General features: G+C 46.1%; 18 protein-coding genes. 14 read left to right on the forward strand and 4 right to left on the reverse strand.

The annotated features are described in order from the left end of the window. Positions 1 to 2 precede the first annotated feature (2 nt). The gene (locus tag CCC17_RS02385; RefSeq protein WP_021652286.1) at positions 3 to 623 is read right to left on the reverse strand and encodes an HAD family hydrolase; all 621 of its coding nucleotides are present in this window, start codon (positions 621 to 623) and stop codon (positions 3 to 5) included. Between the two features lie 303 nt (positions 624 to 926). Here CCC17_RS02385 and sfsA point away from each other — a divergent pair, with 303 nt between their 5' ends. The 3 genes from sfsA to CCC17_RS02400 are packed head-to-tail and all read left to right on the forward strand — an operon-like array spanning position 927 to position 3,688. Continuing rightward, entirely contained in the window at positions 927 to 1,607 is a 681-nt protein-coding gene (gene sfsA / locus CCC17_RS02390) for a DNA/RNA nuclease SfsA (protein ID WP_044961964.1), read from the forward strand. A 12-nt stretch (positions 1,608 to 1,619) separates the two neighbouring features. Next, positions 1,620 to 2,675: an A/G-specific adenine glycosylase gene (gene mutY / locus CCC17_RS02395; protein ID WP_250789486.1), complete on the forward strand. Its 1,056-nt coding sequence runs from the start codon at positions 1,620 to 1,622 to the stop codon at positions 2,673 to 2,675. Beyond that, positions 2,672 to 3,688, forward strand: coding sequence for a glycosyltransferase family 2 protein (locus CCC17_RS02400; protein WP_287082441.1), 1,017 nt, complete (start codon positions 2,672 to 2,674; stop codon positions 3,686 to 3,688). Before mutY ends, CCC17_RS02400 begins: the two co-directional genes overlap by 4 nt. Positions 3,689 to 3,713: 25 nt before the next feature. On the opposite strand, the gene CCC17_RS02405 is transcribed toward CCC17_RS02400, so the two are convergent. Together CCC17_RS02405 and CCC17_RS02410 are read right to left on the reverse strand one after the other, a co-directional pair. Further along, positions 3,714 to 4,403 (reverse strand): phosphatase PAP2 family protein, encoded by a 690-nt coding sequence (locus CCC17_RS02405; protein WP_287082443.1) that lies wholly within the window; start codon positions 4,401 to 4,403, stop codon positions 3,714 to 3,716. Positions 4,404 to 4,476: 73 nt separating this feature from the next. Then, on the reverse strand, positions 4,477 to 5,409 hold the full coding sequence (locus CCC17_RS02410) for a diacylglycerol/lipid kinase family protein (RefSeq protein ID WP_059085371.1): 933 nt from the start codon (positions 5,407 to 5,409) through the stop codon (positions 4,477 to 4,479). 180 nt (positions 5,410 to 5,589) lie between these two features. Here CCC17_RS02410 and CCC17_RS02415 point away from each other — a divergent pair, with 180 nt between their 5' ends. The 6 genes from CCC17_RS02415 (at position 5,590) to CCC17_RS02440 (ending at position 11,870) form a co-directional block, all read left to right on the forward strand. After that, positions 5,590 to 6,264, forward strand: a complete 675-nt coding sequence (locus tag CCC17_RS02415; protein WP_148447401.1) for a response regulator transcription factor — start codon at positions 5,590 to 5,592, stop codon at positions 6,262 to 6,264. 150 nt (positions 6,265 to 6,414) lie between these two features. Continuing rightward, entirely contained in the window at positions 6,415 to 8,610 is a 2,196-nt protein-coding gene (locus CCC17_RS02420) for a DNA topoisomerase III (RefSeq protein ID WP_287082445.1), read from the forward strand. A gap of 48 nt (positions 8,611 to 8,658) precedes the next feature. Next, entirely contained in the window at positions 8,659 to 9,105 is a 447-nt protein-coding gene (locus tag CCC17_RS02425) for a DUF6483 family protein (RefSeq protein WP_242981955.1), read from the forward strand. Beyond that, the gene (locus CCC17_RS02430) at positions 9,105 to 9,776 is read left to right on the forward strand and encodes a YkgJ family cysteine cluster protein (protein WP_114002017.1); all 672 of its coding nucleotides are present in this window, start codon (positions 9,105 to 9,107) and stop codon (positions 9,774 to 9,776) included. Before CCC17_RS02425 ends, CCC17_RS02430 begins: the two co-directional genes overlap by 1 nt. A gap of 79 nt (positions 9,777 to 9,855) precedes the next feature. Further along, positions 9,856 to 10,755: a LysR family transcriptional regulator gene (locus CCC17_RS02435; protein ID WP_015527022.1), complete on the forward strand. Its 900-nt coding sequence runs from the start codon at positions 9,856 to 9,858 to the stop codon at positions 10,753 to 10,755. Between the two features lie 326 nt (positions 10,756 to 11,081). Next, the gene (locus CCC17_RS02440; RefSeq protein WP_021652296.1) at positions 11,082 to 11,870 is read left to right on the forward strand and encodes a shikimate kinase; all 789 of its coding nucleotides are present in this window, start codon (positions 11,082 to 11,084) and stop codon (positions 11,868 to 11,870) included. 141 nt (positions 11,871 to 12,011) lie between these two features. Here CCC17_RS02440 and CCC17_RS02445 read toward each other — a convergent pair whose 3' ends face one another. Beyond that, complete coding sequence (locus CCC17_RS02445) at positions 12,012 to 12,920, reverse strand: LysR family transcriptional regulator (protein WP_173775628.1); 909 nt, start codon at positions 12,918 to 12,920, stop codon at positions 12,012 to 12,014. Between the two features lie 286 nt (positions 12,921 to 13,206). On the opposite strand from CCC17_RS02445, the gene CCC17_RS02450 reads away from it, so the two are divergent. The 5 genes from CCC17_RS02450 (at position 13,207) to CCC17_RS02470 (ending at position 19,913) form a co-directional block, all read left to right on the forward strand. Further along, positions 13,207 to 14,046 (forward strand): sugar phosphate isomerase/epimerase family protein, encoded by an 840-nt coding sequence (locus CCC17_RS02450; RefSeq protein ID WP_022426446.1) that lies wholly within the window; start codon positions 13,207 to 13,209, stop codon positions 14,044 to 14,046. Between the two features lie 113 nt (positions 14,047 to 14,159). Continuing rightward, entirely contained in the window at positions 14,160 to 16,085 is a 1,926-nt protein-coding gene (locus CCC17_RS02455; protein WP_287082447.1) for an FAD-dependent oxidoreductase, read from the forward strand. Positions 16,086 to 16,199: 114 nt separating this feature from the next. Continuing rightward, positions 16,200 to 17,081 carry a shikimate dehydrogenase gene (gene aroE / locus CCC17_RS02460; RefSeq protein WP_015527027.1) on the forward strand — a complete coding sequence of 294 codons (882 nt, stop codon included), beginning with the start codon at positions 16,200 to 16,202 and terminating at the stop codon, positions 17,079 to 17,081. 5 nt (positions 17,082 to 17,086) lie between these two features. Continuing rightward, the gene (locus tag CCC17_RS02465; RefSeq protein ID WP_021652301.1) at positions 17,087 to 18,286 is read left to right on the forward strand and encodes an MFS transporter; all 1,200 of its coding nucleotides are present in this window, start codon (positions 17,087 to 17,089) and stop codon (positions 18,284 to 18,286) included. Positions 18,287 to 18,518: 232 nt separating this feature from the next. Beyond that, entirely contained in the window at positions 18,519 to 19,913 is a 1,395-nt protein-coding gene (locus CCC17_RS02470; protein ID WP_287082449.1) for a hypothetical protein, read from the forward strand. Positions 19,914 to 20,020 lie beyond the last annotated feature (107 nt).

Raw genomic sequence — 20,020 nt, forward strand, 5'->3', positions numbered from 1 at the left:
ACTCATCTGCATATCTCCGTAAGGTCAAAAGGCCTGGTGATCCGGTAATCCGGTTTATCCACCTGACCGAAACCGTATTCAGCAAAGATAAAAGGAACTCCTGCTTTCCGGCAGGCATTAAAGTCTCCTATAGTATCACCGATATAAACCGGATCGGAAAGATTATTATCCTCGCGGATCTTCATGATATTTTCCGCTTTGGCCATGCCGGTGTCACCGGGACAGAGATGGCCCTTGAAATAGTGTCCGAAGCCTGTGGATTTCAGGAACACTTCAATATATCCGGCCTGGCAGTTACTGACGATAAAAAGAGGAAAACGGCTGGAAAGAATCTTCAGTGTTTCCTCAAGATCCGGATACAGCGGAGCACATTTGCGAAGCAGTGCCTCGTGCTCTGCCTGGCAGCAGCCGTCGATGATACGAAGCTGTTCTGCTTCCGGAAGCTCAGGGAAAAGAGCCTTTGCGATATCCGGCAGCAGCTGGCCGAAAAGCCCCATCAGTCGTTTGGCGCTTACATCGGTATCCATGTGCTCCGTATGGATAAGGTAATCACTCCAGGCCTCAGCTACGATCCCGGTGGAATCCCAGAGCGTACCGTCAACATCAAAAATAATACTGTCCATCAGAAAAACCTCCCCAAAAAACTATGATATGTAAAAAAAGCAACCCTTTGTACTGGACATAGTACAAAACAAGTTACTGTTCACTCCGTTCTCAGCAATACGCTTCGCGATGCACAGAATTTATGTTAATCGCATAAATTCGCGCGGTATGTCTCGGGTTTTCTGTGGCCTTCGCTCACAAAAAACACCTCGCGGAATATTACCAGTGAACAGTTATCAAAATAATTCTATATGAGAAAAGAAAAAAAAGCAACTGCGCTTTTGAAGATTTTATGTTATAGTAAGGGTTACGAGGGAAAAACTATGAATTATAAGAATACGATCAGAGGTATATTCAAAGACAGGCCTAACCGTTTTATCGCTCATGTGCAGATCGGGGATCAGCTGGAAACGGTCCATGTGAAGAATACAGGCAGATGCCGGGAACTTCTTGTTCCGGAAGCAGAAGTGATCCTGGAAAAGAGTGATAATCCTGCCAGGAAAACGAAATACGATCTGATCAGTGTGAACAAGGAGGGCCGCTGGATCAATATGGATTCCCAGGCCCCGAATAAAGCAGCAGAAGAGTGGGTGGCGGCCGGAAATCTTTTTCCGGAGAAAGTGACTGTCAGGAGAGAAAAGACATACGGAAATTCCCGTTTTGACCTGTATGTGGAATCCGGGAAGCGAAAGGCTTTTATCGAGGTAAAAGGCGTCACTCTGGAAGAAAATAATATCGTGCGCTTTCCGGACGCACCTACAGAACGGGGGATCAAGCATCTCTGTGAGCTGATGCATGCAGCAGCTGACGGCTATGAGGCGTATCTTCTTCTGGTGATCCAGATGAAGGGTGTAAGGTATTTTGAACCAAATCGGGAGACACATCCGGAATTTGGAGAGACACTTAAGGCGGCAGCAGATGCCGGTGTTCACATCCTGGCCTATGACTGTGCCGTCACGGAAGATTCCATGAAGATCTGTGATCCGATACCGGTAAGATTATAGAAAGGAAACGATATGCCTGAAAACATTGCAGAACCCCTTCTGAAATGGTACGATAAAAACAAAAGGATCCTGCCCTGGAGAGATAAAGACAATGCCTATTATACCTGGGTATCTGAGATCATGCTCCAGCAGACCCGAGTGGAAGCTGTGAAACCTTATTTTCAGCGCTTTATCCAGGAACTTCCGGATGTAGCAGCCCTTGCGGCGGCACCGGAAGAGAGGATCATCAAGCTGTGGGAAGGCCTTGGCTATTACAGCCGTGTCCGCAACATGCAGAAAGCGGCTGTTCAGGTCATGGAAGAATATGGAGGCAGGATCCCTGAGGATTTTGAGACACTTCTCTCGTTAAAAGGAATAGGAAGATATACGGCAGGTGCCATTGCGTCCATTGCCTACGGAAAGAAAGTCCCTGCAGTAGATGGAAATGTGCTGCGGGTATACGCAAGACTCACCGAAAACCGTGGAGATATCATGAAACAGTCTGTACGGAAATCGGTGGAAAATGATCTTACAGAGCAGATGTCTGAGGACAGACCAGGGGATTTCAACCAGGCTATGATGGAGCTGGGAGCTGTAGTCTGTGTTCCAAACGGAGTAGCAAAGTGCGAAGAATGCCCGCTGGGGCATTTTTGCCTTGCCAGAAAGCATGGAACTGTAGAAGAACTTCCCGTAAAAGCACCGAAGAAAGCCCGCACCATAGAACAGCGAACGGTCCTTGTGATCCAGGACGGAGCAGGTACAGCGATCCGTAAACGTCCGGATACAGGACTTCTGGCAGGCCTTTATGAGCTTCCAAATGTGGAAGGACATCTGACGGAGAAGGCGGCACTTGCCCGGGTAAAAGCCATGGGGCTGGAACCACTGCGGATCGAAGCACTGTCGGATGCGAAGCACATTTTTTCCCATATTGAATGGAGGATGTGTGCTTATCGTATCGCTGTATCCTCTCTGGAAGAAGCACCGCAGGGGGAATTCCTGTTTGTGGATAAGAGAGAATCCGATAAAAAATATGCAATACCATCTGCGTTTCGCGCATACACCAGATATATGAAGGAGGAAAACTCATGAAACTTTTGAGCGTAGCAATACCATGCTATAATTCAGAGGCTTATATGTCAAAATGCATCAATTCCCTGCTGATCGGAGGAGAGGAAGTGGAGATCATCATTGTAGATGATGGCTCCAGTGACCGTACTGCCGAGATCGCAGATGATTATGCCGAGAAATATCCAACTATCGTAAAAGCCATACATCAGGAAAATGGCGGCCATGGACAGGCAGTCAACACAGGGATCAAAAATGCAACAGGACTTTATTTCAAGGTTGTGGACAGTGATGACTGGGTAAATCAGGACGCCTACTATGAGGTCCTGAAAACACTTTATGAACTGACACGTGGGGCTGAGATCGTGGATCTTCTCATCAGTAATTTCGTTTATGAGAAGCAGGGAGCTACCCGCAAAAAGATCATGCAGTACAGACACTGTTTTCCGACAAACCAGATTTTCGGATGGGATGAGGTACGCCACATGAAAAAAGGCCAGTATCTCCTTATGCATTCCATGATATACCGTACAAAACTTCTCCATGACTGTGGAATGGAGCTTCCGAAGCATACGTTCTACGTAGATAACCTGTTTGCGTTTGAGCCGCTTCCCTATGTAAAAAATCTCTATTATTTGGATGTAAATTTCTATCGATATTTTATTGGAAGAGATGATCAGTCTGTCAATGAGAAAGTGATGATCAAGCGTATCGATCAGCAGATCCGTGTAAACAAACTGATGGTGGACGCCTATCTGAAGGCTAATGTGAGCAACCGCAGACTTCGTGCTTATATGTTCAGCTATCTGGATATCATCACAACCGTTTCTTCGATCATGCTGGTAAGAGCTGCAACGCAGGAATGCCTGGATAAAAAACAGGAGCTGCAGGATTACATCAAAAACCAGAATATGGGACTGTACCGGAAGCTTCGGAGAAGTCTCTTCGGAAGAGTGTCCAATCTTCCCGGAAAAGGTGGAAGAAAGATGTTTGTGGCAGCCTATAAGATCTGTCAGAAGTTTTATGGATTTAATTAAAAAAAGCCCCCAACGGGGCTTTTTTTTATAAATTCTGTTCCGGCTTCTTCTTACGCATATGGGATAGAGAACGCTGTTCCTCGTAATCATCCACTCTCTGTGGATAGAACAGGAGATGTCCGAACAGTGCCAGTGTGGTGCCAAGACATACATCGATCACAGAATGCTGCTTGATAAACATGGTGGACAGGATGATCAGAACAGAAAGGATCAAAGCTCCTCGCTGAAGCCATTTCCTGTCTTTTAGTGCCTGGCAGTGATGAATGGCAAAATAAACAGCCAGGGAATTAAATACATGGATACTTGGCAGGATGTTGGTGGGAGTATCTGTCCGATAGATCTCGGCCACCAGTCGTGTAAAGATGTTGCTTCTGGGGAATACCGCAGGGCGGAGATACTGAACGTTCGGATAGATGTAGGAAACAACAAGGAAAACCGTCATTCCCATCATCAGGTTGAAGATCAGCTGGAAATATTCCTTTTTATTCTTATTGCGAAACAGGAAATACACAACCGTTATTACCACATATGGAAACCATAAAAGGTACGGAATAATAAAAATCTCGCAGAACGGGATCATATCATCAAAAACAGTATGTACAACATGGTAGGCTCGTACAGGCCGCTGCTCCAGATATCCAAACAGGATAAGATAGGCAACGAAATAGATCGCTATGATAAAACCGTGCCTGTATTTTTTTATTTTACTCAACATTTTGCCGCTCCTTTTCTTGAGGTATGGCTGATGTCAGCCTTAAGCTTCTTTTTTGTTAAGTATCTACCTGCTACTATAACACAGGCATTATGATTTTTAAAGGTTTCTTTTCAATGGTCACAGAAAATTCACGCTGGATTCCGCCGGATTCTCCGTCTTTATGCACAGGAAGGGAATGGGCACTTGTAATATGTACGTTCCTGCACTGTAAAATATGTACACCGCGAATGCGGGTATGTTTTCCCCAGAGAGCGCTCGGCAGGCAGAACAGCATTTTCAGCTTGGAGATTCCTTCAATAACGATCACATCCAGTAAACCATCCTCCGGACTGGCGTTTGGACAGAATTTAAAGCCTCCGCCTTCATATTTCTGGTTCATTACAGCCGCAAACCAAGTCCTGCTGAAGGTTTGTGGCTTGTTCCCGTCAAGTGTTATCGTGACCGGGGACGGAGTAAGGAAGAGAAATTGCTTCAGTGCCACCATAAGGTAGATGAGTTTACCCATATGGAGACGGTTGAGAAATTTTTTGCCAGGTGTGATCAGGACTTCCTGACAGATTGCCGCATCGTAGCCTATTCCTGCACTGATGCCGAAACGGTAGGAATGGCTGCCAAGGTGGAGAACAGGAACATCCATGAAAATGGTCCGTCTGTTCTCAAGAATAGAGCGAAGCGCTTCAAAAGGATCAAAGGGCAGGCCCATACTGCGGCAGAAATCGTTGCCGGACCCGACCGGGATAAATCCGAAAACAACCGAAGACAGATCAATGATCCCGGTAAGTACTTCGTAAATAGTGCCGTCACCGCCTACTGTTACCAGAGTTACCGGGTCCTCCGGTGTTCCGGCAGTACTGATCCTTCGTGCCAGTACTGTGGCGTGTCCCACATATTCTGTGAGAAAATACTGATATGAGATCCCCTGACTTTCCATGATGCTGCGAAGCCGGTTCCAGACATTACGTCCCTCACCGGATCTTGAATTGGGATTCACAATAAAAGAATACATAATAAAAAACCTCCAAACAACTCTCTGCTTTATCATAACATTGACGTTCGGCTTTTACAAATTAAAATTTCTTAAGGATTTCTATATTTTACATAAACTTAACCTTTTTTCTATGTTGGATTTTACGAATGCACTTTATACTTGCACGTATCAGATGAAAAATGAAGCTGGAGGAAAATTATGATATATCTTGTGGAAGATGATGAAAGTATCCGTGAACTTGTTGTATATACATTAAACAGTCAGGGTCTGGAGGCACAGGGTTTTGAACGGCCATCACTTTTCTGGAAAGCGCTGGAAAAAGAACTGCCTTCACTGGTGCTTCTGGACATTATGCTTCCGGAGGAAGACGGACTGTCTATTTTAAAAAAAATCCGTATCCGTCCGGATGTGCGGAAACTTCCGGTGATCATGCTTACTGCAAAAGGAAGTGAGTTTGATACCGTGGTAGGTCTGGACAGCGGTGCAGATGATTACATTCCGAAGCCGTTCCGCATGATGGAACTGATCTCCAGGGTACGTGCCCTTCTTCGGAGATCAGAGGACAATGGCGCAGAGGAGTATCGTATGGAAAATCTTTATGTATGTCCGGGAAGACATGAGGTAACTGTTGATCAGGAGCCTGTGAATCTGACACTGAAAGAATACGAGATGCTTTGTCTCCTTCTGAAAAACAGTGGTACGGTTCTTTCCAGAACACAGCTTTTAAATCAGATCTGGGGATATGAATTCGACGGGGAGAGCAGAACCGTAGATGTACATATCCGTACCCTTCGCCAGAAGCTTGGCTCGGCAGGAGATCTGGTGGAAACAGTTCGTGGAGTGGGTTATAAGATCAGCGGAAAATGTGCATGAACCGTTGCTGGATAATATGAAAGTAAAGAGCATTTCGACGAAAAAGGCTTCGGCCCTTTTCTGGACGAAGTGCTTTTTTCATGCTATAATAGTTGAACCCCGGAGCTCTGAAAAACAGGCTCCAAAGAGTAAGAGGTGAAAGAAAAAAATATGAAATCATTAGTAATTGCGGAGAAGCCATCCGTTGCCAGAGACATTGCCAGAGTCCTCCACTGCAGTCAGAAGGGGAACGGAACCCTGGAAGGAAAAGACTATGTAGTGACCTGGGCCCTGGGACATCTGGTAACACTGGCAGATCCGGAAGAATACGATAAAAAATATACCAAATGGGAGCTTTCCACGCTTCCCATGATGCCGGAGAAAATGAAACTGGTGGTGATACGCCAGACCTCCAAGCAGTACAATGCGGTGAAAACTCAGCTTTACAGGAAGGATATCGGGGAGATCATCATTGCCACAGATGCCGGACGTGAGGGAGAACTGGTAGCAAGGTGGATCCTTGCAAAGGCAGACTGCCATAAACCTATCAAGCGTCTGTGGATCTCATCCGTAACGGACAAAGCAATCCGTGACGGCTTTGCCCACCTTAAAAACGGCCATGATTATGATGATCTTTACCATGCGGCACAGGCCAGGGCGGAGGCGGACTGGCTGGTGGGAATGAACGGGACCAGAGCGCTGACCTGTAAATATAATGCCCAGCTTTCCTGCGGACGTGTGCAGACCCCCACCCTTGCCATGATCGCAAGAAGAGAGCAGGAAATCCGGGAATTTAAGCCGGAGGATTATTACGGGATCACTCTGCAGGCGGGAAATGTACGCTGGACCTGGCGTGACGGAAAAAGCGGAAGCCTCCGCACCTTTAAGAAGGAGCGTGCCCAGGAGATCCAGACAAAGGCAGGAAAAAGCAACCTTACCATAACAAAGGTTTCCAGAAAGCCGAAGAAGACCTATGCGCCGGGGCTTTATGACCTGACCACTCTTCAGAGAGAAGCCAATCAGAAATACGGCTTTTCTGCAAAGGAAACTCTGAATATCATGCAGAGGCTCTACGAGAATCACAAAGTCCTTACCTACCCAAGAACGGATTCAAGATATATAGGAAAAGATGTCGTTCCTACCATTAAAGAGCGTCTTCAGGCATGCGGGACAGGTCCTTATCGAAAACTTGCCGGTGCGCTGGTCAATAAACCGATCCAGACCAGTGCTGGCTTTGTGGATGACAAAAAAGTCAGTGACCATCATGCCATCATTCCTACAGAACAGTTTGTACAGCTGGATCATATGACCAACGAGGAATGGAAGATTTACGATATGGTAGTACGCCGTTTCCTGAGCGTGCTGTATCCGCCGGCTGTATATGAGCTGGTAAGCATGGAAGGAACTGCAGCAGGAGAAACTTTCGCTGCAAGCGGACGTATTGTAAAAAGTGCAGGGTGGAGAGAGGTTTATGAAGGCGGCTGGCAGGATGAGGATGAAGATGAATCCGGTGATAAGCTGAAAGACCAGAAGCTTCCGGAGCTTACGGAAGGTCAGATACTTACTGTGGAAGGAGCAGCTCTTACAGCAGGCAAAACAAAACCACCGGCCAGATTTACAGAGGCCACACTTCTTGGTGCCATGGAAAATCCAGTTCATTTTATGGAAAGCCACGACAAAAAAGCGGCAAAAACCCTTGGTGAGACCGGTGGACTTGGAACGGTAGCCACAAGAGCGGACATCATTGAGAAGCTTTTCAACAGCTTTATGATGGAAAAAAGAGGCAATGAGATCTACATTACCTCCAAGGCGAAACAGCTTCTGGAGCTGGTTCCGGAAGAACTGAAAAAGCCGGAGCTTACCGCAGACTGGGAGATGAAGCTCAGTGATATTGCAAACGGAAAGCTCCGTCAGGATAAATTCCTCACAGGGATCCGTAAATATGCCTGTGAGATCGTAGATGAGATCAAAGGCGGACAGGGAACCTTCCGCCATGACAATATGACAAACAAGAAGTGCCCTAACTGCGGCAAACATCTTCTGGCAGTCAACGGAAAGAATGCCAAAATGCTGGTGTGCGAGGACCGGGAATGCGGATACAGAGAGACAGTATCCAGGACCACCAATGCGCGCTGTCCGAAATGCCATAAGCGTATGGAGATGCTTCTGAAGGGAAAAGAAGAGACCTTTGTATGTCAGTGCGGCTATAAAGAAAAGCTTTCATCCTTCCAGGCAAGACGAGCCAAAGAGGGTGCAGGTGTGAATAAGCGTGATGTGCAGCGTTATCTTAAGAAACAGCAGAAAGAGGCCAATGAGCCGGTGAACAATGCATTTGCACAGGCGTTGTCAGGAATTAAACTGGATTAAATAAATTGCCTGTCCAGATATCCGGGGTTCGGATGAGCGGAGGACCGGATGCAGATACATCGGTCGGAGAAATGTGTCTGGCAGAACAGGACAGCAGAAAGAGAGGAAAACGATTTGGGATTACAGGATGACAGAATGTCAGGAAATATTCAGGATATCGCAAGACTGATCACAAGACTTCTTCTTAAGGGAGATATGCCGCAGTATACACTTCCTGCAGCAGAGGCAGATTATACAGAGGCAGACCAGCTTTTTAAGAAGGTTATCGGACTTGCTGATGAGGGTGATATCAACGGAGCGGAAAATGAGCTTCTTATGAACATGGAGGAAGATGATCCGGATTATCTGGAGCTTGCCCTTACCTTTTATCTGCATCTCAATGATATGGACGTAGATTACCTGGATGATCACGATTATTCCAGGGAGGAGATCCTGGACGGGTTGAAAAGCCTGGCTGAGGACTGGGGAGTTACAGGACTGGAGGCACTTGTCTGATGCGGCGGGAGGTTACACTGGAGGAAATTTCCGACGGTCGTTTATACGAGGCAAATGACATGGTAAAGGCAGACTGTCAGGACTGTAAGGGCTGTTTTGACTGCTGTACGGGAATGGGAGATTCTGTTGTACTGGATCCGCTGGATGTATGGCGGTTAAGTCAGGGACTTCACTTAAGTGTGGACCAGCTGCTTGCCGGAAAAATAGAGCTTGGCGTCACAGACGGAAATATTCTGCCGCATCTTAGGATGACAGGGGCAGAGGAACGATGCGTATTTCTGAATGGCAACGGAAGATGCTCCATCCACAGTTTCCGTCCGGGCTTCTGCCGTTTGTTCCCGCTGGGAAGATACTATGAGGACGGGAGTTTTAAATACATCCTTCAGATCCACGAGTGCAAAAAGACCAGCCGCAGTAAGATCAAGGTCCGGAAATGGGTAGATACTCCGGATTTTCGAAATTACGAAAAATTTGTCTGTGACTGGCATTATTTTCTTCTGGATGTCCAGTCGGTTCTCTATGAGAGCGAGGACAGTGATCTGATCCGAAACCTGAACATGTATGTGGTGAACCAGTTTTACAGGAAGCCTTATGATGAGAAGCGGGATTTTTATGAGCAGTTTTATGAGAGACTTGCGGCGGGAAAAGAACTCCTGAGCCTTGGAGTGTGAAACAGACCAGGCAGCGAGGTGTCTGAGCTTACCTGCCTGAAAGTCTCTCGCGCGGAGGAAAGAAAGGATTTTTTGACATATGAACTTAAATCAGCTCACATATTTTGTGACTCTTGCCCAGATCGAAAATTATACCAGAGCAGCCAAGAGGCTGGATATAACCCAGCCAAGCCTGAGCCATGCGATCTCCAACCTTGAAAAGGAACTGCAGGTTCCACTTTTTGAGCGTCACGGAAGAAATGTGACCATGACCAAATACGGGGAAATGTTTCTGAAATATGTGCAGGACTCCTTACATATCCTGAATCTTGGTGTGGAGAGGATACAGGAAGCGGCAAGGATTCCGGGAGGAAGTATTTCCATCGGGTATATCCATACCCAGGGACGCAGATTTATCCCGGAGCTTGTCCGGGGCTTCCTTAATGAACAGGAGGGGAAGAAGATTGATTTCCGTTTTCAGAATGCAGCTACCGGAAGTCTGATCCGGGGTCTGAAAGAAGAGAAATTCGACGTGATCTTCTGTTCCCGGGCAGAGGGCGAGAAGGAGATCAGCTTCGTGCCGGTGTCAGAAGAAAAGCTGGTGGCTGTAGTGCCTGAGAACCATGCTCTTGCAGACCGAAATTCAGTGACCATAAAAGAGCTGGGGCAGTATCCGCAGGTGACCTTTACCCCTGCAAGCGGACTGTATTTTGTGATCCGGGAGCTTTTCGAAAAGGAAGGACTTTCACCGGAGACGGCCTTTGAGGTAGAAGAGGATGGTGCACTGGCAGGTATGGTGGCGGAGGAATTTGGTGTAGGCATTGTGCCGGATGTACCGGTGATCCATACACTTCCTGTGAAAATCTTAAATATTGAGAATCTGCACTGCCGTCGTTACATATACATGGGAATGATGAAAAACCGGTATCCAAGTGCGCTTGTGGAGCAGTTCCGGGATTATATATACAAGCATTACCGGATCTATGAAGTGATACAGTAGAATCTTGGTGATAAAATTTCTGTAAAAAATCTCTGCTTCTGTAAAAGGGCGGAGATTTTTTTGACACAGATCCTGGCGTGAATACTATAGCAATTCCATAAATTACTGCAAACAATCCAGTCCATCATAGCGTGAAGTCCTGCGTCAGATATCTTTGCCGTGCCTAAAAATTATAAAAATAATCTATAGATCACATGCGTAAATTCAATGAAAATTTGGGTTGAGATAAAAATGACCAGTTGGTATAATAAGGACAGATACTTGGTTTAAAGTGATAAAGTGATGACGGAAATCCGTAATAAAATGAACGAAGTAAAGGAGATATTATGAACCAGTTAGAAGTATTAAGAGAAAGCCTTGGACAGTGCGATGAGATCATCCTGGACGCACTCCTTATGAGAAACAGGATCGTAGAGGACATCATGGTATACAAGGAAGCTAACGATCTTCCGGTACTTCAGCCGGAACAGGAGGCGAAGCAGAAAGGATGGCTGGAAGCTAGAATGGAAGGCAGACGTCATAAGAAAGAGGTCAATGATGTTTTTGCAAGCATCACACAGAACAGTAAAAGAATCCAGTCCAGAAATCTTTTCAATTATAATATCTTCCTGATCGGATTTATGGGAGCTGGTAAATCTACGATCTCCGATTATCTGAAGAATGTTCTTGCCATGGATGTTGTGGAGATGGATCAGTGTATCGTGGAGAGACAGGGAATGAGCATTTCCGATATCTTTGAGACTTACGGTGAAGAGTATTTCCGTGAGCTCGAGACAAATCTTCTGATCGAGATGCAGTCCAGATCTAATGTTGTAGTATCCTGTGGCGGTGGTGTTCCGATGCGGGAGCGCAATGTTACCGAGATGAAAAAAAATGGCCGTGTTGTACTTCTGACTGCAAAGCCGGAAACTATTCTGGAACGTGTAAAGGATAATCATGACCGTCCTTTACTTGAGAACAACAAAAATGTTTCATTTATCGCTGATCTGTTGGAAAAACGTCGCGCGAAATATGAGGCAGCAGCAGATATAGTTGTTGAGACAGACGGAAAGAGTGAGCTTGAGATCTGCGAGGAGCTGATCCACAGACTTCGTGAGGCAGAGGCAAATAAATAACTGCTGATCATAAAACAGAATAGTTTTACATATAAAAGGGACAGCTGTCCGATAAACCGTACAGAAACAGAACGGAGATCAGACAGCTGTCCTTTATGATATAAAAGATCCGGACCATATATTTGCAGATGAACAGATCGTTTAATTGGTCTTATAAAAAATTTCCCTCGAGGTTTCCTCGATCACAAATTTTTTAAAGGCTTCCACGACCGGCGGATGGTATACATCCTTCAGCATGGCCATGTAGAAATTCCGCTGCCAGCTTGGAGAGACAAGGGGCAGGATCTTAAGGTTCAGAGAGTGCAGGATCGGGATATCCGGTGCAATGCAGATGCCGAAATCATTGGCAACAAACCCTGCGGCAACCTGATCCTCATCGATCTCAAAAGCTACATCCGGGTACTGACCGATGCTCTTAAATAACTGGTCAATGATCTGGCGGAGACCGCTTCTCTTCTTGAAGATGATCTGCTTGTATGGAAGCGTTTCCTCCAGATGGATCTCGGATTTCTCAGCAAGAGGATGTTCCGGCGGAACGATGACGACCAGATCCTGCTTGGCAACCGGAATAAATTCGATCAGTGGTTCGTCGTCAAATTTGGAACAGAAGCCGATATCGTATTTCTTCTCTTTCAGTCCGGTGAGGATATCGCCGGTAAGCACCTTATCGCAGAACAGATTGAAATGGATCTGTTTTCCCATATTAGCATTAAGAAAGCTGCGGATGATCTTTGGCATAAAGTCAACACCCAGAGTTCTGAGAAAAGCCACATCGATCTGTCCTTCTCCCTTTCCTGCAAGCTGGAGACCGTTTACAGAGGAATCCAGCCGGTTCAGGGTTTGTTCCACATCCTCCAGAAAAGACTTGCCATATTTGGTGAGAGAAACATTCCGTCCGTTTTTTTCAAATAATTTCACTCCAAGCTCTTCCTCCAGAGAAGAGATCGCGTGACTTAGGCTGGGCTGTGTGATGGCCAGAACATCCGCAGCTTTTGTATAATGTTCCAGATGAGCCAGTGTCACGAAATAGCGAAGATGATACAGATTCATTTTTTAATACTCCTTTCGTAAGTTTATCTGAATGTTTTACTTCGGACAGATCCCCGGTAAGTCTGACAGACATAAGAGATTTGCCGGGCCGTATGCAGTGACGGCGGCAATACGGCTGAATGTGTTTTATATAGTATAACATGATATATTGATAAAATCTATGGATTCTCCTGGTACAATCAATTTGTTTTGTATTTAACAAAGTTATATAATGCTTATAGAAAAAAGATACAAAATAATTTAAAAAAAACAAATAAAATTATTTAAATTTTCAGGAGGAATTATCATGTCAAAAGAATTTCCAATCACAATCAGTTCCTGGACACTGGGAGATCAGTGCAAATTTGAGGACCGTGTAAAAGCTGCCAAAGAGGCTGGCTATGAGGGAATCGGCCTGAGAGCAGAAACCTACGTAGATGCCCTGAATGAGGGACTTTTCGACGAGGATATCCTGGCAATCCTGGATAAATATGACATGAAGGTAACAGAGGTTGAGTACATCGTGCAGTGGGCAGAGGAGCATCGTTCCTATGAGCAGAAATACAAAGAACAGCTCTGCTTCCATATGTGTGAATTATTTAACGTAAAACAGATCAACTGCGGACTGATGGAGAACTATTCCGTAGAGTACACAGCACAGAAGCTTCGTGAGCTTTGCCACAGAGCAGGCAAATACATCATCGGTGTTGAGCCAATGCCATACAGCGGAATCCCGGATGTGAAAAAGGGCTGGGCTGTTGTAAAAGCTGCTGACTGCGAGAATGCGAAACTGATCCTTGATACATGGCACTGGGTAAGAGCAAACCAGCCGATCGAGCTTTCCGTACTTGAGGGAATCCCGGCAGACAAAATCGTATCCATCCAGATCAACGATGTATGGGAAAGACCATATGCAACAACGATCTTAAGAGATGAGTCCATGCATGACCGTCTTGCTCCTGGAACAGGAATCGGAACAACAGTACCGTTCGTAAAAATGATCAAAGAAAAAGGCATCAGACCAAATGCCATCGGCGTAGAGGTTATCAGCGATGCAAACCTTGAAAAAGGTATCGAGTATGCTGCAAAACATACATATGAGAACACAAAGAAGGTACTGGAAGAGGCTTGGCCGGAAGTACTGTAATTAATATAAGAAACTAATATTTCAGACGGGCCCCTGTTTCCGACGTCATACCGGTGACAGGGCGTTACCGTGAAAGAAACAAAAAGATTGTTTCAAAGGAAAGGAGAACGCATATGAAATTCAATGCGATGTTTCAGCCGATCGAGATCGGTCCTATGACAGTAAAGAATCGTTTTGTTGTTCCGCCAATGGGAAATAACTTTGCAAACACAGACGGAACAATGAGTGAGCAGTCCGCTGCATATTACAGAGAAAGAGCAAAAGGCGGATTTGGTCTGATCACCATCGAGGCTACTGTAGTTCACAAGGGCGCAAAGGGCGGCCCGCGTAAACCATGTCTTTATGACGACTCTACGATCGAGAGCTTCCGCAAGGTTATCGACGGATGTCATGCAGAAGGAGCAAAGGTGTCCATCCAGCTTCAGAACGCAGGTCCGGAAGGTAATGCAAAGAACGCAGGAGCACCGATCACAGCAGCAACCAGTATCCCGTCAGTGTGCGGCCGTGATATTCCGAAGCAGCTTACAACTGAGGAAGTTTACGAGCTGATCAAAGGCTACGGTGAGGCAGCAAGAAGAGCAATGGAAGCAGGAGCAGATGCTGTTGAGATCCATATGGCACACGGTTATCTGGTAAGTACCTTCCTTTCTCCGAGAACAAACAAGAGAGTGGATGAGTTTGGCGGATGTTTTGAGAACCGTATGCGTTTCTCCCGTCTGATCATCGAGGAAGTTAAAAAAGCAACACAGGGAAAAATTGCAGTTCTTGCAAGAATCAACTGTGCAGATGAGGTTCCGGGCGGACTTGATGTCCACGACAGTGCAGCAATCGCAGCATATCTGGAAAGCTGCGGACTGGACGGACTCCATGTATCCCGTGCCGTTCATATCAAGGATGAGTTTATGTGGGCACCGACTGCTATCCACGGTGGATTCTCTGCAGCAGAGGTTGAGGAGATCAAACGTGCGGTAAATATCCCGGTGATCACAGTTGGACGTTATACAGAGCCACAGTTCGCAGAACTGATGGTAAAAGAAGGAAGAGCAGACCTTGTAGCATTCGGACGTCAGAGCCTTGCAGATCCGGCTATGCCGAAGAAAGCACAGGAAGAGCGTCTTGAGGATATGACTCCTTGTATCGCCTGTCTTCAGGGCTGTGTTGCAAACATGTATGCAGGAAATCCGGTATGCTGTCTGACAAACCCATTCCTGGGTCATGAGGCAGAGCCGCTTGAGAAAGCGGAAGAGCCGAAGAAGGTTATGGTTATCGGTGGCGGTGTTGCAGGACTTTCCGCTGCATTTATCGCAAAAGAGAGAGGACATGAGGTAACACTTTATGAGGCAGGAGATGTTCTCGGCGGAAACATGAGACTTGCTGCATATCCGCCAGGAAAAGGTGACATCACAAACATGATCCGCAGCTACATCCATCGCTGCCAGAAGGATGGCGTTAAGATCGTGATGAACTGTGAGGTAACTCCGGAGCTTATCAAAGAAGAGAAGCCGGACAGCGTGATCATTGCCACCGGTTCCAAGACTCTGATCCTTCCGATCGAGGGAATCGACAATCCGGCTATCATCCACGGCTCAGACCTTCTGGATGGCAAGAGAGCAGCAGGCAAAAAGGTTCTCGTTGTCGGCGGTGGAATGGTTGGATGCGAGACAGCTGCATTTTTAGGCGAGCAGGAGCATGATGTAACTGTTATCGAGTTCCGTGATACCGTAGGTGCAGACGTGATCCACGAGCACAGAGTATATCTGATGAAGGATTTCGAGGACTACGGAATCAAGGAGATCACCGGAGCAAAGGTATGCAAATTCTATGAAGACGGTGTAGAATATGAGACCGCTGACGGAGTACGTCACGAGTCAAGAGGATATGATTCTGTGATCCTTTCCATGGGATTCCGCAACTACAATCCTCTGGAAGAGAAGATCAAAGACCTTGTACCTGAGACACATGTGATCGGAGATGCTATCCGTGCAAGACGTGCACTGGATGCAACAAAAGAGGCTTATGAGGTAGCTTCCAGGATCTGATCTGCCAATCTATCCAATAAAACGGACAGTACAAAAATTAAAAAGATGACCTGTCAGACACCGGAGAAAATATATCCGGTGTCTGACAGGGGAAAATGCAGGAGGTAAAAAGAAATGGAACAGAGAATTAAAGGAACAACTGGTTTACTTGCACTGATCGGAAGCCCTGTAGGACATTCCGGATCCCCGGCTATGTACAACTTCAGCTTCCAGTACCATAACCTGGACTATGCTTACATGGCATTTGATATCAAAGAGGATCAGGTTCCGGCAGCTCTTGATGCAATGCGTCTGTTCAAAATGAGAGGCTGCAATGTAACCATGCCTTGCAAGAACAAAGTAGCTCAGTGTGTAGACGAGCTTTCACCGGCAGCAAAGATCATCGGCGCTGTAAACACCATCGTAAATGAGGATGGAAAACTTGTTGGACATATCACAGACGGTATCGGATTTGTCCGCAATCTGAAAGAGCACGGTGTTGATGTAAAGGGTAAAAAGATGGTAGTCCTCGGAGCAGGCGGTGCAGCTACAGCCCTTACTGTACAGTGTGCCCTTGACGGCGCTGCATCCATTGCGATCTTCAATCCTGACGATCCATTCCTTGACAGAGCAAAAGGAACTGCTGAGAAGCTTGCAAAAGAAGTACCGGACTGCAAAGTAAGCGTATATTGCCTTGACGACCAGGACAAACTGAGAGAAGAGATCGCAAACGCAGATATCCTCGCGAACGGAACACTTGCAGGAATGAAACCACATGATGACATCACACTGGTTGATAAATCCATGTTCCATAAGGATCTTGTTGTTGCTGACTGCGTATACAATCCGGCCGAGACAAAGATGGTAAAAGAAGCAAAAGAAGCAGGCGTGAAGCTTGCGGTAGGCGGAAAAGGAATGCTTCTGTGGCAGGGTGCAGCATCTTACAAGCTTTACACAGGTCTTGAGATGCCGACAGATGAGTACCAGAAATTTCAGGCTGAGAACGAAGGGAAATAAGAAAAATGAGCCAGACAGGTAAGAAAAATTTAGTGATTACTTCTATCGCGCTGTATTTTACATATTTCATCCATGGAATCGGAGCTTCCATCATGGGTCAGTACAAGCCGGAGCTTGCGGCTCACTGGGGAGCAAAGGCTTTAAGTGATGGAACTATGGATGTCAGCATGGTAGTATCTGTAATTGCCGCACTTGGACTTGGAAGACTGATCTCTCTTCCGTTTTCCGGTCCCCTGTCCGACAAATTCGGACGCAGATTAAGCGGAATCATCGGCGTAATCTGTTATGCAGCATACTTTATGGGAATCGCATTTGCTCCGTCTATGGGAGTTGCCTACGCCTTTGCCATTGTAGGCGGTATCGCAAACTCCTTCCTGGACACCTGCGTAAGCCCGACATGTATGGAGATTTATGTAAACAATCCTTCTGTAGCGAACCTGTTTACAAAATTCTCCATGTGTATCAGCCAGTTTCTGCTTCCTTTCCTCATCGGATTTGTAGCAGCGGCGAATATGTCCTACAGAACCATTTTTATTGTTGCAGGTGCTGCGATCTTTATCGATGGAATCCTGATTCTGTTCCTGCCATTCCCGGAGAGAAATACAGCAGGTACAGTAAAGAAAGAAAAAGCAAAATTAAAGATCACTCCTGCAGCTCTTGCAGCAATCCTCATCGGATTTACAAGCTCTTCTACATTCATGCTGTGGCTGAACTGTAACCAGGAGCTCGGAAAGCTTTATAACTTAAGTGATCCTTCCAAAATCCAATCATTCTATGCAGTAGGAACCTTTGCAGCAATCCTGTGTTCCTCTGTATTTATCAAAAAAGGACTGAAGGAGATCAATATCCTGATCATTTATCCACTGATCTCTTTCATCATGCTGGGACTTTGCTACTTTATCCAGAATCCGACAATCTGTCTTATCGGTGGATTTGTGATCGGTTTTGCAGGCGCAGGCGGTGTGCTTCAGCTGGCTGTTTCCACAACTGCGGAGTTCTTCCCGGAAAACAAGGGAACTGCAACATCCATGGTCATGATCGCATCCAGCGTTGCGAACTACACCATTCTGACACTGGCCGGCTACATTACAAAGACTGCCGGAACCAGTGCTCCGAGAATGATCCTGCTTCTCAATATGGCAGTGACATTCATAGGAATCCTTCTTGCACTGTTCGTTAAGATGAACCGTGGAAAAGAGGCTTGACTGAATCAAGGAAATCCCTTGGGGTGAATATCCGTTTGACTACAGTAAAAAAAGTGAATCATTGTATGGATACAGACAAAGATGACTGAATCTGTGCAAAACAAAGTTCCAATTCGGGAACAATTCCCGGATTGGACTTTACCGTTTCTGAAAATGTTTGTTAATTAACAAACTTACAAAATAAAAGATACTATATATGTATTATCAAAAAAAACGATAAAGGAGAATCGTTATGGCACGTGCAGCAAGACAGCGAAGAGAAAACGAACTGCCCTACATTCCGTTTGGGCCATTTCAGATTCGTTTTCCGTTTATTCACTATAAAATTGAGTCCGTAGAGTTTATCCAGGGTCTGATCCTTGGAGTTACGGCACTGGCGGCTGTTCCTTATCTTGAACAGTATCTGGGACTGCCTTATGAGCTGGCATGGAGCTGTGTGATCATAGAGACCATGCTGTATATGCTACACAGCTTACTTGGCGATCCGGTTGTACCGGGATGGATCACACCGACCCTTCCGCTGACTATCGTATTCCTGGAAGGCTTCCCTATGGGAAAAGAACGTATCCAGGCAATGATCGCCCTGCAGATGCTGGTTGGTCTGGTGTTCATATTTATGGGTGTCACCAAGCTTGCGGATAAATTTGTCCATGCAGTACCAAATTCTGTTAAGGGTGGTATCCTTCTTGCTGCGCCGGTGACGGTTATGGCAGGACAGCTGGGTGATGGCGGCAATATGCATAAGTATCCGCTGGCCATCGTTGCCGGTGTAGGCCTTCTGGTCCTGATCAGCTTTTCGGATAAATATCAGGAGAAGAGAAAGAATAACAAATTCCTGGATCTTGTTGCCAGATATGGAAACCTTTTCCCATATCTGATCGCCATGGTGGTAGGTCTTCTTGTAGGAGAGCTGGATGCGCCTGGTCTTGAGCTGGGAACCTTTATCAAGATCCCCCAGTTCAAAGAGATCATCTCCCAGGTAAGTATCTTTGGTGTGGGAATCCCGCCGGTTTCCATGTTTGTCAAAGCACTTCCTCTGGCACTTGTATGCTATGTTATCGCATTTGGTGATTTTGTTACCACAGAGACACTGGTTACAGAGGCACGTCAGTCCAGAAACGATGAGTATATTGATTTCAATTCCAGCCGTTCCAACCTGGTCAGCGGCCTTAGAAATCTGATCCTTTCCGTCATTGCTCCGTTTCCGCCGCTTTCCGGTCCGTTATGGGTTGGAATGACAGTATCTGTTTCCATCCGTTACAAGGAGGGAAAGAAAGCCATGAAGTCTCTGATCGGTGGTATGGCGTCCTTCCGTATCGCAACGTTTTTAAGTGTGCTGATCATTCCGGTTGTAAGCTTCTTCCGTCCGATCTTCGGAGTCGGTTCATCCATTACTCTGATGTTCCAGGCATTTGTCTGTGCAAGGATTGGTATGGATTACTGCAGAACAGACCGTGACAAGATGATCGCAGGTGTTATGGCAGCAGTGCTTGCAACCCAGGGAACTGCATGGGCATCCGCATGGGCCCTGGCTGTAGGCTTTGGCCTGAATATCTTCCTTTCAAACTGGGATCCCAGAAAGAAAGAGGAGAATGCAATCGAGGATAAAAATCGATCAGAGGAATAACAAAGATATAAAAAAGAAAAAGAAGAAGTGTGCTGGATGGGTCAGCACACTTCTTCTTTTTGTCATGAGATTTGTTGTTTTTAATTATTATTTTTAATAGATTTGCT

Source organism: Blautia sp. LMAG:36 (assembly GCF_008680535.1).
GTDB lineage: Bacteria > Bacillota > Clostridia > Lachnospirales > Lachnospiraceae > Blautia_A > Blautia_A fusiformis.